At 69.0% G+C, this 12,363-nt stretch carries 14 protein-coding genes; 10 read left to right on the top strand and 4 right to left on the bottom strand.

Annotated elements, in window-relative coordinates; genetic code table 11:
- The first annotated feature begins 153 nt into the window (after positions 1-153).
- The 5 genes from QAA18_RS08580 to QAA18_RS08560 all read left to right on the top strand — a co-directional run bounded on the left by QAA18_RS08580 (position 154) and on the right by QAA18_RS08560 (position 3,196).
- Positions 154-615: a YiiD C-terminal domain-containing protein gene (locus QAA18_RS08580; RefSeq protein ID WP_279412516.1), complete on the top strand. Its 462-nt coding sequence runs from the start codon at positions 154-156 to the stop codon at positions 613-615.
- 9 nt (positions 616-624) lie between these two features.
- Positions 625-1,068 carry a hypothetical protein gene (locus QAA18_RS08575; protein WP_279412515.1) on the top strand — a complete coding sequence of 148 codons (444 nt, stop codon included), beginning with the start codon at positions 625-627 and terminating at the stop codon, positions 1,066-1,068.
- 31 nt (positions 1,069-1,099) lie between these two features.
- The gene (locus QAA18_RS08570; protein WP_279412514.1) at positions 1,100-1,534 is read left to right on the top strand and encodes a rhodanese-like domain-containing protein; all 435 of its coding nucleotides are present in this window, start codon (positions 1,100-1,102) and stop codon (positions 1,532-1,534) included.
- A gap of 78 nt (positions 1,535-1,612) precedes the next feature.
- Positions 1,613-2,143 carry a protein-export chaperone SecB gene (gene secB, locus QAA18_RS08565; RefSeq protein WP_279412513.1) on the top strand — a complete coding sequence of 177 codons (531 nt, stop codon included), beginning with the start codon at positions 1,613-1,615 and terminating at the stop codon, positions 2,141-2,143.
- A gap of 18 nt (positions 2,144-2,161) precedes the next feature.
- On the top strand, positions 2,162-3,196 hold the full coding sequence (locus QAA18_RS08560) for an NAD(P)-dependent glycerol-3-phosphate dehydrogenase (RefSeq protein ID WP_279412512.1): 1,035 nt from the start codon (positions 2,162-2,164) through the stop codon (positions 3,194-3,196).
- A 39-nt stretch (positions 3,197-3,235) separates the two neighbouring features.
- Here QAA18_RS08560 and QAA18_RS08555 read toward each other — a convergent pair whose 3' ends face one another.
- The 3 genes from QAA18_RS08555 to QAA18_RS08545 form a co-directional block, all read right to left on the bottom strand.
- A complete protein-coding gene (locus QAA18_RS08555; RefSeq protein ID WP_279412511.1) occupies positions 3,236-3,793 on the bottom strand; it encodes a diffusible signal factor-reguated Ax21 faimly protein in 558 nt (185 codons plus the stop codon).
- A 146-nt stretch (positions 3,794-3,939) separates the two neighbouring features.
- The gene (locus tag QAA18_RS08550; RefSeq protein ID WP_279412519.1) at positions 3,940-4,419 is read right to left on the bottom strand and encodes a tRNA (cytidine(34)-2'-O)-methyltransferase; all 480 of its coding nucleotides are present in this window, start codon (positions 4,417-4,419) and stop codon (positions 3,940-3,942) included.
- Positions 4,420-4,448: 29 nt separating this feature from the next.
- Complete coding sequence (locus QAA18_RS08545; RefSeq protein ID WP_279412510.1) at positions 4,449-5,153, bottom strand: SDR family oxidoreductase; 705 nt, start codon at positions 5,151-5,153, stop codon at positions 4,449-4,451.
- A gap of 105 nt (positions 5,154-5,258) precedes the next feature.
- On the opposite strand from QAA18_RS08545, the gene QAA18_RS08540 reads away from it, so the two are divergent.
- From QAA18_RS08540 to QAA18_RS08520, 5 genes are all read left to right on the top strand, one after another.
- Positions 5,259-8,144: a pitrilysin family protein gene (locus QAA18_RS08540; protein ID WP_279412509.1), complete on the top strand. Its 2,886-nt coding sequence runs from the start codon at positions 5,259-5,261 to the stop codon at positions 8,142-8,144.
- Positions 8,145-8,207: 63 nt separating this feature from the next.
- Positions 8,208-8,525 carry a DUF4156 domain-containing protein gene (locus tag QAA18_RS08535; protein ID WP_279412518.1) on the top strand — a complete coding sequence of 106 codons (318 nt, stop codon included), beginning with the start codon at positions 8,208-8,210 and terminating at the stop codon, positions 8,523-8,525.
- Positions 8,526-8,627: 102 nt separating this feature from the next.
- Positions 8,628-9,644: a 3-oxoacyl-ACP synthase III gene (locus QAA18_RS08530; RefSeq protein ID WP_279412508.1), complete on the top strand. Its 1,017-nt coding sequence runs from the start codon at positions 8,628-8,630 to the stop codon at positions 9,642-9,644.
- Between the two features lie 76 nt (positions 9,645-9,720).
- Complete coding sequence (locus QAA18_RS08525) at positions 9,721-10,776, top strand: DUF4325 domain-containing protein (RefSeq protein WP_279412507.1); 1,056 nt, start codon at positions 9,721-9,723, stop codon at positions 10,774-10,776.
- A 5-nt stretch (positions 10,777-10,781) separates the two neighbouring features.
- Positions 10,782-11,687, top strand: a complete 906-nt coding sequence (locus QAA18_RS08520; protein WP_279412517.1) for an alpha/beta fold hydrolase — start codon at positions 10,782-10,784, stop codon at positions 11,685-11,687.
- 6 nt (positions 11,688-11,693) lie between these two features.
- Here the strand turns inward: QAA18_RS08520 and QAA18_RS08515 are convergent, their stop codons facing one another.
- The gene (locus tag QAA18_RS08515; RefSeq protein ID WP_279412506.1) at positions 11,694-12,104 is read right to left on the bottom strand and encodes a YkgJ family cysteine cluster protein; all 411 of its coding nucleotides are present in this window, start codon (positions 12,102-12,104) and stop codon (positions 11,694-11,696) included.
- Positions 12,105-12,363 lie beyond the last annotated feature (259 nt).

Here is a 12,363-nt window from a genome sequence, read left to right as displayed (position 1 = left end):
CGCGCCCTGCTTCGCGGCGGCGCGGCGCATCCCCGCGTGGCCGCCGGAAGGTCGCAGCGAAACCACCGTGCAGCCGGCCAGCGGCAAGCCCATTCCAAGTCCAGCGCATGCGGCGCGTGGCCGCGACGGCCCGAATGTTGGCATAGTCGCGCGATGACCGGTTCCGAAGACACCCCCGCCCTGCGCGAGCTTGCCGCGCATTACCAGTCCATGCCGCCGGTGGTCGCGATCCAGGCCCGCATCGCCGGCTACGACGGCGAGCGCCTGCACCTGCAGGCGCCGCTGGCCGCCAACGTGAACGACAAGGGTTGCGCGTTCGGTGGCAGCCTTTCCTCGCTGATGACCCTCGCCGGCTGGGGCCTGGTGACGCTGCGGTTGCAGGAAGCCGGGCTGGAAGCCCCGGTCTACGTGGCCGACAGCAACGTGCGCTTCCGCGTGCCGTTGTTCGCCGACCTCCACGCCGAGGCCTGGTTGCAGGAAGGCGACTGGGACAGCGCCTGCGCCGACCTCCGCAGCCGCGGCCGGGCCAGCCTGATGATCGCGTCCCGGGTCGGGCCGGGAGACGGCAGCGCGTCGGCGGTGGGCAGTGCGCGCTACGTCGCGATGCTGGGCTAGGATGCAGCCATGACCCGCCAAGACCGCAACGCCCGCACCTTCCTGTCCGCCCTGGCCTGGCTTGCCGCGCTGGCGGCATTGCTGGCCGTGTCCGCCTGCGCGACCACCAAGGACCGCGGCAGCGCCTTGCGCGAAGCGCAGTACGCGTGGTCGGCGGCGATCCGCTGGGGCGACTTCGAGGGCGCCTGGAGCATGGTCGATCCGGAATACCGCGAAGCGCACCCGATGACCACGTTGGCGTTCGAACGCTACAAGCAGGTTGGCATCACCGCCTATCGCGACCACGGCGCGAGCGTGGGCGACGGCACCGCCACCCGGCAGATCGAGCTGGGCGTGGTCAACCGCCACACCCAGCAGGCGCGGCAGGCGCGCTACGTGGAGCGCTGGCGCTACGACGCGGAGAGCGGAACCTGGTGGGTCACCAGCGGCCTGCCCGACCTCTGGCAGGACTGACGGCCACCGCCCGACCTGCGACAATCGCGCCATGGACTTCGCAGAACTGACCGCCTTCGCGGCCCGACACCCCATCCTTTCGCTGGCCCTGGCCGGCCTCACCCTTGCCATCATCGGCAACGAGATCGCGAACCTGTTCCGCGGCTTCAAGGGCATCCAGCCCGCCGGCCTGACCGCGCTGGTCAATCGCGAGAACGCCCTGGTCGTGGACCTGCGGCCCATCGGCGATTTCGAGAAGGGGCACATCCCCGGCGCGAAGAACGTGCAGATGAGCCAGTTCGACCCCGAAAACAAGCAACTCGCGCCTGCCAAGGCCCTGCCCGTGGTGCTGGTGTGCAAGACCGGCCAGACCGCTGGCGGCGCGGCGAAGCGCCTGGCCAAGGCCGGATTCGAGAAGGTTTTCGTGCTCGACGGCGGCATCGGCGCCTGGCAGCAGGCCGGCCTGCCCCTGGTCAAGGGCCGCTAGCCCTTCCGGCTACGGGCCGCCAGGCCCCGGCGTGCGATAATCCCTCTCTTTTCCGCATAGAGCGTTGGAGTTCTACAGATGGCCGAGCAAGACACCGCCCCCAATGGCGCAGCCGCGTCGCCCGAGAACGCGGCCTCCGGCCCCCAGTTCACGGTCGAGAAGATCTACCTGAAGGACGTGTCCTTCGAAGCTCCGGGCGCGCCGCAGGTGTTCGGCGAGCAGGGCCAGCCGCAGCTGCAGATGAACCTGACCCAGAAGGTCCAGCGCCTGGCCGAGAACGCCTTCGAAGTGGTGCTCGGCGTGACCCTGACCTGCACCATGGCCGAAAAGACCGCCTACCTGGCCGAAGTGCAGCAGGCCGGCGTGTTCGGCCTGGCCGGCTTCGACGAGCGCGGCCTGGACGCGATGCTCGGCACCCATTGCCCGAACGCGCTGTACCCGTACGCGCGCCAGGCGATCGCGGACCTGATCCAGTCGGGCGGCTTCCCGCCGTTCCTGCTGCAGCCGATCAACTTCGAAAGCCTGTACGCCGAAACCCTGCGCCAGCGCGCGCAGCAGGGCCAGGAAGGCTCCGGCCTGGCCGACGCGGAAGCTGCCGGCAACGCCTGACCCGGCATGGCGCAGGGCATGCAGGCAGGACCCGTGGCCGTCCTCGGCGCGGGGTCGTGGGGGACCGCACTTGCCGCGCTGATCGCGCGGCACGGACACCCGACGATACTGTGGGGGCGCGATGCGACGGTGGTCGATGCCATCGACGCGCGCCACGAAAATCCGCACTACCTGCCGGGCATCGCCCTGCCCGATACGCTGCGCGCCACGACCGACATGGCCACCGCCATGTCCGGCGCCAGCCTGGTGCTGGTGGTCGTGCCTTCGCATGCGTTCACCGAAACCCTGCACGCCCTGGCACCGCTGCGCCCGCAGGGTGCCGGCGTGGCGTGGGCGACGAAAGGCTTCGAACCCGGCTCGGGACGCTTCCTGCATGAAGTCGCGGCCGAGACGCTCGGCCCGGGCGTGCCGCTGGCCGTGGTCACCGGCCCTTCGTTCGCCAAGGAGGTCGCGCAGGGCCTGCCGACCGCACTGACCGTCCACGGCGATGATGCCGGCTTCGTGCAGCAGGTCGCATCGGTGCTGCATGGCCCGAATTTCCGCGCCTATACCGGCGACGACATGCGTGGCGCCGAACTCGGCGGCGCGATGAAGAACGTGCTCGCGGTGGCCACCGGCGCTGCCGACGGCATGGGCCTGGGGCTCAATGCCCGCACAGGGCTGATCACCCGCGGGCTCAACGAGATGCTGCGGCTCAACGCCGCCATCGGCGGACGCCCTGAAACCCTGATGGGCCTGGCGGGACTGGGCGACCTGGTGCTGACCTGCACCGGCGACCTGTCGCGCAATCGCCGCCTCGGCCTCGCCCTCGGGCGCGGCCAGTCGTTGCAGGATGCGGTGCGCGAGATCGGCCAGGTGGTCGAGTCGGTGCAGACCGCCGATGAAGTGATGCGGCTGGCCGACCGCCATGGACTGGAACTGCCGATCGCGCAGAACGTGCGCGACGTGTTGCACGGCGACATCACTCCGGCGGAAGCCTTGCAGCGCCTGCTGGCGCGCGACCGCAAACCGGAATACGCCGACGGCCTTTTCAGGCCGCCGGCGCAGGATTGAAACAACCGCAACGTTCGGAGCGGTTGACCAGGCCAGGGTTTACCAGGTCAGGCGGGGACCGACGAACCACTGGGTGTCGTCCTCGACGAACTTGACGTCCGCGGCCACGCCCCAGCGCGGGCTGAACTTCACCTGCGCGCCCAGCCGGCCGTAGAACTCGCCGTCGTAGTCGTCGCCGTCTTCGTAACCGGCCAGCGCATAGCCTTCGAACTGCGGCGTCATTGCGCCGCGCAGGCCCGCCTCGACGCTGTAGCCGTCGCTGTCCAGGCCGCCGCCGGCATCGAACTTCTCGTAGGCGACGCGGCTGAGCAGGTCCATGTTCTGGCTCAGTGCGTGGTTGTAGCCGATGCCGGCGCGCCACTGGTCGAAGTCGATGTTGCCCGGACCGTCGAGGTCCTGCTGGCTGAAATCGCCGAACACGTGGAAGTTGTTGCTGATCGCGGCGGAACCGGCCACGCCCCAGCCGTCGGCATCCGGGCCGTCGGTGTTGGTGGCCACGTAGCCGCCCTGGACGTAGTTGTAGGAAATGCCGTCGGCGGCGGACGCCGCGAACGGGGCTGCGACAAGCAGCGCCAGCAAAAGAACGGAACGCTTCATCGGGACCTCTTCCTATTGTTGTAGTGAGGCCGGCAGCAGACGTGGGGGAGGGGATCGAAAGCTGTCGGTGGTCACGATTCTGCGCAGGCTCCTGCAACGGCGCCTGAAGGCATGGGGGCCGATCCGGGGAACTTTTACGCCCGTGTTCAGGCGGCGCCGTCGAATCCGGACTGCCGCCAGGCCTCGTAGACCACGATCGCGACCGTGTTGGAGAGGTTCAGGCTGCGGCTGCCGGCACGCATGGGCAGGCGCAGGCGTTGCGCGGGAGGAAGCGATTCGAGCACCGCGTCGGGCAGGCCCTCGGTCTCGCTGCCGAACACGAACACGTCGCCGGCGCGGAACGAGGGGGAATCGAAGCGGACGCCGCCGCGCGTGCTGAGCGCGAACACACGCGGCGGCGCGCCGTCGCGTTGCGCGATCGCGGCGATCGCCGCCTCCAGCGTGTCGTGGACCTGCACGCTGGCGTACTCGTGGTAGTCGAGCCCGGCGCGCCGCAGTTGCGCGTCCTCGAGCGAGAAACCCAGAGGCCGCACCAGGTGCAGGCGCGCACCGCTGTTCGCGCACAGGCGGATGGCGTTGCCGGTATTGGGCGGAATCTTCGGCTGGTGCAGGACGACGTCGAACATGCCGGGCGGGAACATGCCTGGAGGAGCGCTCACCAGGGCAGCGTCCGGCCTTGCCAGTCGCGGAAGCCGCCGCTGTCTTCGGCGGTCGCGTCGGCGACCACGCGCAACATGCCGGCTACCGAATCGGCCACCGGCACGGTCGCCTTCTCGCCGCCCATGTCGGTCTGCGCCCACCCCGGGTGCAAGGCCAGCACCGCGATGCCGCGCGGCTGCAACGCCTGCGCGAGCAGCGCCGTGGCCATGTTCTGCGCGCATTTGCTGATGTTGTAGCTGGGCGTGCCGAAACGCGTCACCGATGCGATCGAGCCGAGCACGCTGCTGACATTGGCTACGCGCCCGCCATCGGCCAGCCATGGCGCCAGTGCCTGCGTGAGCAGCAGCGGCCCCATCGCGTTGGTGCGGAAGCTGCCTTCGACCACGGCCGGATCGAGGCTGCCGAAACGCTCGCCCGAATGCAGCACGCCGGCGCAATTGACCAGCAGGTCGATGCGCAGGGTGTCGTCGAGCAGCGGCAGTTCGCGCGCGACTTCCGCGATCGACTTCGGGTTGGCGACGTCCAGCGGCATCACCCGCAATCGACCGGGGTGCTCGCCGGCGAGCGCGTTGACCGCGGTCGCCTTGCCCGGGTGACGGCAGGTCGCAACCACGTGTGCCCCGGTCGCAAGCAGCTGGCGGGTGAACTCGAGCCCGAGTCCGCGGTTCGCACCGGTCACAAGGCAATTGCGGAAGTCCATGGCCGCCAGTATGCCGCCTGCAACCGGTTTCCGGTGACCAATGGCAGGGCTGGCCGCTGCGCCAACGAGTTACGATGCCGGCCTTCACAGCAAGGAGCGCCACAGATGTCACCCACCCGTTCGCATGCCACGTCCCGCCCGGCGGCATTCCTGCGCCAGGGCCTGCTCGCCCTTGCGCTGACCACCGCGCTTGGAGGCGGCCTTTTCGCCCCGCCCGCGCATGCGGAGGCGGCGAAGGCAACCAAGGCCACGGCGACGGTCGACATTCCCTACGAGGAGTTCACCCTGCCCAACGGCCTGCGCGTGATCGTGCACACCGACCGCAAGGCCCCGATCGTGGCGGTGAACATCTGGTACCACGTCGGTTCGCTGGACGAGCCGAAGGGCCGCACCGGCTTTGCCCACCTGTTCGAGCACCTGATGTTCAACGGCTCGGAGAACCATCCGGGCGAGTTCTTCGATCCGTTCGAGAAGGTCGGCGCGACCAACATGAACGGCACCACCAACTCCGACCGCACCAACTACTTCCAGAACGTGCCGACGACGGCGCTGGACATGGCGCTGTGGATGGAATCCGACCGCATGGGCCACCTGCTCGGCGCGATCGACCAGAAGACCCTGGACGAGCAGCGCGGCGTGGTCCAGAACGAGAAGCGCCAAGGCGAGAACCAGCCCTACGGCCAGGTTTACGAGGTGATGACCAAGGCGCTGTATCCGGCCGGCCATCCCTACAGCCACACCGTCATCGGCTCGATGGCCGACCTCAATGCGGCGTCGCTGGAAGACGTGAAGAACTGGTTCCGCACCTGGTACGGCCCGAACAACGCCGTGCTGGTGCTGGCCGGCGACATCGACGTCGAGACCGCGAAGCAGAAGGTCGCGAAGTATTTCGGCGACATCCCGGCTTCGCCGACGATGTCCAAGCCGACGCCGGACATCGTCACCCTCGATGCGCCCAAGCGCATCGAGATGCAGGACAACGTGCCGCAGGTGCGCATCTACCGCGGCTGGAACATCGCCAAGTACGGCGACCCGGACGTCGAGCGCATGCAGCTATTCGCCCAGGTGCTGGGCGGCAGCAAGTCCTCGCGCCTGGACCAGCGCCTGCTGCACCAGGACAAGCTGGTTGACTCGATCTCCGCCAGCGCCAGCGCCTCGCAGCTCGACGGCGGCCTGATGATCGTGGCCAACGTGCGCAAGGGCGTCGACCCGGCGCTGGTCGAGAAGGCCATCGACGAGGAAGTGGCGAAGCTGCTGCGCGACGGCCCGACGGCCAGCGAGCTGGAGCAGGCGCGTACCGTGTTCAAGGCCGGCTTCATCCGCGGCATCGAACGCATCGGCGGCTTCGGCGGCAAGGCCGACGCGCTGGCCGAGTGCGCCGTCTACACCGGCAACCCCGGTTGCTTCCGCGACAGCCTGCGCGTGATCGAGACCGCCAGCCGCGACGAGATCCTCGCCACGGCCCACCGCTGGCTCGACAAGGGCAGCCTGACCCTGGTGGTGAGCCCGGGCGAGCGCACGCCGCTGCCGGAGGATCCGGCCGTGACCCCGGCTTCGCTGGAGCTGCCGCCGGTCGATGCGAAGTTCACCACGCTGCCCAGCGACATCGACCGGAGCAAGGGCGTGCCCTCGGTCGATACCTTCCCCGAACTGACCTTCCCGGCGCTGCAGCGCGCGAAGCTGTCCAACGGCAGCACGCTGATCCTGGCCGAGCGTCATGACATCCCCGTGGTGCAGGTGAGCTACGAGTTCGGCGGCGGCTACGCCTCCGACCCGAAGGACAAGCTGGGCGTGGCCAACTTCGCCATGGGCATGCTCGACGAGGGCGAAGGCGACCTCGGTGCGCTGGAGTTCGCCAACCGCGCCGAATCGCTGGGCGCCAGCCTGGGTGCCAGCGCCTCGCTCGACGGCAGCAGCGCCTACCTGTCGGCAATCAAGGACAAGCTGCGCCCCTCGCTGCAGCTGTTCGCCGACATGCTGCGCCAGCCGCGTTTCGAGCAGGCCGAGATCGACCGGGTGAAGGCGACCTGGATCGCCGGCATCGCCCAGGAGAAGGCGCGTCCGAACGGCGCCGCCCTGCGCGTGTTGCCGCCGCTGCTGTACGGCGAAGGCCATCCCTATGCGATCCCGCTCAGCGGCACCGGCACCGAGGCATCGATCGCAGCGCTGACCCGCGACGACCTGGTCGCCTATCGCGACGCATACGTGCGTCCGGAAGGCGCGACCCTGATCGTGGTCGGCGACACCACCATGGCCGAGATCAAGCCCGCGCTGGAAGCGGTGTTCGGCAAGTGGCAGGGCAAGGGCGAAGCGCCGAAGGCCGGCGCGATCCCGGCAGTGGAACGTCCGGCGGCCTCGCGCGTGTTCCTGATCGACCAGCCCGGCGCGATCCAGGCCAACATCTTCGCCGGCCAGCTGATGCCGTCGACGAAGGACCCGGCCACGACAGCGTTCGACTTCGCCAACACCGTGCTCGGCGGCCAGTTCTCCGCGCGCCTCAACATGAACCTTCGCGAGGACAAGCACTGGGCCTACGGCGCCTACAGCTTCACCCAGGATGCCCTGGGCCAGCGCCCGTGGCTGGCGTTCGCGCCGGTGCAGATCGACAAGACCGTGCCCGCGCTGCAGGAGATCGCGCGCGAGGTGGGCGAGTTCGCCAGCGGCAAGGCGCCGACGAGCGCGGACGAGGTGGAGAAGGTCAAGGCCTCCGAGATCCGCGGCCTGCCGGGTGCGGTCGAGACCGCGCGCGCGGTGATGGGCGCCATCGGCGACATCGTCCAGTACGGACGCCCGGACGACTACGTCACCCGCCACGCCGCCGAGATCAAGGCGCTGACGGTCGAACAGGTCGCCGAGGCGGCCAAGGCCATTGACCCCGACGCCCTGACCTGGGTCGTGGTCGGCGACCTGTCGAAGATCGAGCAGCCGATCCGCGACCTCGCGCTGGGCGAGGTCACCGTCATCGACGCCGACGGCAAGGCCAGGCCGTAACGCTGTACCGTTCAGGCGCACCGGGCCACAATCCGGTGCGTCTTCCTTTCCGGAAACCCCGACCTGCGCCTGATTCCCGCAGCCCTCGCCGCTTCCGTCCTGACCGCCCTGTCCGGATGCACCTGGGTGCACATGGCTCCCGGCGCCAAGGCCGTGCGCGTGGTCGCCTCGACGCCCTCGGGCTGCGAACAGCGCGGCGAGGTCGAGGTCTCGGTCAAGGAGAAGGTCGGGTTCTACGAGCGCAACAGCCTGCGGGTCCGCGACGAGCTGGAGATCCTGGCCCGCAACGAGGCCCCGGGCCTGGGCGGCAACGTCGTCCAGCCCCTGGACGGCTTCGAGGACGGCACGCAGCGGTTCACGGTCTGGCGTTGCGGCGGATGACCGACGCCTGACGCGCGGCGCCTCCAGCCCGGGCCTGTGACCGGGATTCGACGGCGTGGATGCTAGACTGGCTTGTTCCCACAAGCTTCCGGGTGTACGCCCATGTTGTTCCAGCACGTCGCCATTGCCGGCCTGGCCCATATCGATGCCCCGCGCCGGCTGGGCACGGACGAGATCAACGCTCGCCTCAAGCCCACCCTGGACCGCCTCGGCATCAAGGTCGACGTGCTCCAGGACATCGCCGGCATCCACGCCCGGCGGCTCTGGGACGAGGGCGTCCAGGCCTCCGACGCCGCCACCCTGGCGGGCGTCAAGGCGCTGGCCGACGCCGGCATCGACCCCAACAAGGTCGGCCTGCTGGTCAACACCTCGGTCAGCCGCGACTACCTGGAGCCGTCCACGGCCTCCATCGTCAGCGGCAACCTGGGCCTGCCCGACACCTGCCAGAACTTCGACGTGGCCAACGCCTGCCTGGCCTTCCTCAACGGCATGGACATCGCCGGCCGCATGATCGAGCGCGGCGAGATCGACTACGCCCTGGTCGTCGACGGCGAGACCGCCGACCTGGCCTACGAGAAGACCATCGAGCGCATCACCCGCGCCGACGCCACCGAGGAAGACTTCAAGCGCGAGATGGCGACCCTGACCCTGGGTTCGGGCGCCGCCGCTATGGTGCTGGCCCGTGCAGAGCTGGCCCCGGGCGCGCCGCGCTACAAGGGCGGCGTCACCCGCGCGGCGACCGAATGGAACAAGCTGTGCCGCGGCAACCTCGACGGCATGATCACCGACACCCGCATGCTGCTGGTCGAGGGCATCAAGCTGGCGCAGAAGACCTTCGAGGTCGCCCGGGTCAAGCTCGGCTGGGTCGCCAGCGAGATGGACGAGTTCGTGGTCCACCAGGTGAGCAAGGTGCACACCGCCGCCTTCACCAAGGCGATGGGCATCGACCCGCGCAAGGTGCTGACCATCTTCGGCGAGCACGGCAACATCGGCCCGGCCTCGGTGCCGATCGTGCTGAGCAAGCTGCGCGAGATGGGCCGCCTGAAGAAGGGCAACCGCATCGCCCTGCTGGGCATCGGTTCCGGGCTGAACTGCTCGATGGCAGAGGTGGTCTGGTAGTCGGTCGGCTGCTGGTTGCTGGACAATAAGCTGTTTTTAACTGGTCAATAAGCCAGCTTAAGTTTACAATCACGGCATGCCCCGGCCCGACCGCTCACCCGAGATCGATGCTGCCTTGCTCAAGGCCGTGGCGGAGCACCCGCAGGATCTGGTGAGCATGGTCGCCGCGCAGCTGGGTCTGTCGCGTCAACGCGTGCACCAGCGGGTGCAGCGATTGATGGCCGGCAATTACCTGGCGAAATCGGGGAGCACGCGGCCGCGTTATGCGCTGGGACGAAACCGGCGACTGCAACGCAGCTATGAGCGCGCGGGACTGGCCGACGACCGGGTCTGGTTCGCCGATCTCTTCCCGCTGCTCGACTTCCTGCCGCGCAACATCCTCGACATCGGCCAGCACGGCGTCACGGAAATGGTCAACAACGCCGTCGACCATTCCGGGGCGACAACGGTCGGCGTGTCGATGGACTGCAGCGACGGATGCCTGCGGCTGGAAGTGTCGGACGACGGGATCGGCATCTTCCGCAAGATCACGCGCGCGCTCGACCTGCCGGATGAGCGCCTGGCGTTGCTCGAGCTGTCCAAAGGCAAGCTGACCACCGATCCGCAGCGACACAGCGGCGAAGGCATCTTCTTTACCTCGCGGATGTTCGACGTCTACCGCATCGAGTCGGGCGGCCTCGTCTTCGACCACGACATGGCCTACGACCAGGATCTTCTGGACGACGGCGACGAACGTCCGGGGACGCGGGTAGTCATGCGCATCGCAACGGATTCGCAACGAACCGCCCGCGCGGTCATCGACCAGTTCTCCAGCGGACCGGACGACTACAGTTTCGCCAGGACTGTCGTGCCGGTCAGGCTGGCGAAAGTCGGCGACGAGAACCTGGTTTCGCGCTCGCAGGCCAAGCGCCTCCTGCAACGCGTGGACCGGTTCCGGACGGTGGTGCTCGACTTCGCGGACATCACCACGGTCGGTCAGGCCTTCGCCGACGAGATCTTCCGGGTGTTCGCCAATGCGCATCCGGAGGTCGAGCTCATCCACGTGCATGCCGTTTCCGAGGTACAGCAGATGATCCGACGCGCAGAGGTGCTGCGCGACGAACAGGGCGGGCAACTGCCCTTGCTGAAATGAACATGATGAATTTTCCCGGCTACTCCTTCCGGCCGCGGGAGGTCGAAATCCGTCCCGGCATTCGGATGTCGTACCTCGACGAAGGCCCGCAGGATGGCGAAGTGGTCGTCATGCTGCACGGCAATCCGTCGTGGAGCTATTACTGGCGGCACCTGGTGCTCGGCCTGCGCGACCGTTACCGCTGCATCGTTCCCGACCACGTCGGCATGGGCCTGTCGGACAAGCCCGACGACGCGCCGGACGCTTCGCCGCGCTACGACTACACGCTGCAGTCGCGCGTCGACGACCTCACTACCTTGCTGGACAAGCTCGGCATCGACGGTCCGGTGACCCTGGCGGTGCACGACTGGGGCGGCATGATCGGCTTCGGCTGGGCGCTGTCGCACATGCCACGGGTGAAGCGGCTGGTGGTGCTCAACACCGCTGCGTTCCCGTTGCCGGCGGCGAAGGCGATGCCGTGGCGCCTGTCGCTGGGGCGCGACTCGCGCGTCGGCGGCTGGCTGATCCGCCGCTTCAACCTGTTCGCGCGCGGCGCCGCCCGCTTCGGCACGCAACGCAAGCTGCCACGCGCGGTGCGCGAGGCCTACAGCGGCGTGTACGACGGCTGGGACAACGCGATCTCGACCCTGCGCTTCATGCAGGACATCCCCTTGCGCGAGGGCGACCGCGCCTGGCCGCTGGTGGCCGAGGCCGGCCGCCGCCTGCACGAATTCGCCGACCGGCCCGCGTTCCTGGGCTGGGGCCTGGCCGACTTCGTGTTCGACCGCCACTTCCTCGACGGCTTCCGCGCCGCGCTGCCGCAGGCCGAAGTGCGCGCCTTCGACGATGCCGGCCACTACGTGCTCGAGGACCGGCACGAACTCCTGGTGCCGGCGATCCGCGGGTTCCTGGACCGCAACCCGATCGTCTGAGCGCGACTACGCGGCGATGGGCGGCAGGTTGCCGTTGTCGTCCGGATCGTCGCCGTCATTGGCCGCTTCGTCCCACGCCCAATCCGCCGGCGTCAGCGGCGCCAGCCCGTGGGCGATGCGCGACTTGTCGCACTGCGGGCTGGGCGCGCCGAATTCCCAGGACGCAGGCACGGCGGCGCAGACGCTGGGGCGGATCGGATGGATGCTGCAGCGCGAACGCACGCCGATCTCCGCATCCAGGGCAATGCAGCGCGGCGAGGGTTGCGAAGTGCCGCGCATGACCCGTTCGTGCCGGCGCAGCGGCTCGGTCAGCTCGATCGGCACGGTGCCACCGAGCGAGGCATCGGCCTCGGACCAGTGGAAGCTGACGCGGAAGTGGGCGCAGCAGGCGCCGCAGGTCAGGCAGGGGTGACGCATGGCGCCGCCGGCTGGGCAGTGGACAAGGGCGCGATTTTGAGGCTTCGGCGGCCGCGCGCAAGGGGGTGGCGCGACAGGCGACAATGGGCGCCATGACCGCATCGAGCATGACCGAGCCCTGCAACATCGCCGCGGCGCTGCCCCGGCTGGCGCGCGAGCGCCCCGGCCAGGTGGCGATGCGCTGCCCCGGGCCCGACGGCGGCTACGGCGTCGCCATCACCTGCGCCGAGCTCGACGCCCGCAGCGATGCCATCGCCGC

The organism is Luteimonas sp. 8-5, from assembly GCF_029763755.1.
In the GTDB taxonomy this organism is placed as follows: domain Bacteria; phylum Pseudomonadota; class Gammaproteobacteria; order Xanthomonadales; family Xanthomonadaceae; genus Cognatiluteimonas.
The sequence above is the reverse complement of the archived record's forward strand: the minus strand, read 5'-3'. Positions and strand labels throughout refer to the sequence as shown.

Bases quoted from the DNA above. Each gene is read 5' to 3' on its own strand.
- QAA18_RS08580 (WP_279412516.1), top strand. From the start codon at position 154: ATGACCGGTTCCGAAGACACCCCCGCCCTGCGCGAGCTTGCCGCGCAT.
- QAA18_RS08575 (WP_279412515.1), top strand. From the start codon at position 625: ATGACCCGCCAAGACCGCAACGCCCGCACCTTCCTGTCCGCCCTGGCC.
- QAA18_RS08570 (WP_279412514.1), top strand. From the start codon at position 1,100: ATGGACTTCGCAGAACTGACCGCCTTCGCGGCCCGACACCCCATCCTT.
- secB (WP_279412513.1), top strand. From the start codon at position 1,613: ATGGCCGAGCAAGACACCGCCCCCAATGGCGCAGCCGCGTCGCCCGAG.
- QAA18_RS08560 (WP_279412512.1), top strand. From the start codon at position 2,162: ATGCAGGCAGGACCCGTGGCCGTCCTCGGCGCGGGGTCGTGGGGGACC.
- QAA18_RS08555 (WP_279412511.1), bottom strand. From the start codon at position 3,793: ATGAAGCGTTCCGTTCTTTTGCTGGCGCTGCTTGTCGCAGCCCCGTTC.
- QAA18_RS08550 (WP_279412519.1), bottom strand. From the start codon at position 4,419: ATGTTCGACGTCGTCCTGCACCAGCCGAAGATTCCGCCCAATACCGGC.
- QAA18_RS08545 (WP_279412510.1), bottom strand. From the start codon at position 5,153: ATGGACTTCCGCAATTGCCTTGTGACCGGTGCGAACCGCGGACTCGGG.
- QAA18_RS08540 (WP_279412509.1), top strand. From the start codon at position 5,259: ATGTCACCCACCCGTTCGCATGCCACGTCCCGCCCGGCGGCATTCCTG.
- QAA18_RS08530 (WP_279412508.1), top strand. From the start codon at position 8,628: ATGTTGTTCCAGCACGTCGCCATTGCCGGCCTGGCCCATATCGATGCC.
- QAA18_RS08525 (WP_279412507.1), top strand. From the start codon at position 9,721: ATGCCCCGGCCCGACCGCTCACCCGAGATCGATGCTGCCTTGCTCAAG.
- QAA18_RS08520 (WP_279412517.1), top strand. From the start codon at position 10,782: ATGAATTTTCCCGGCTACTCCTTCCGGCCGCGGGAGGTCGAAATCCGT.
- QAA18_RS08515 (WP_279412506.1), bottom strand. From the start codon at position 12,104: ATGCGTCACCCCTGCCTGACCTGCGGCGCCTGCTGCGCCCACTTCCGC.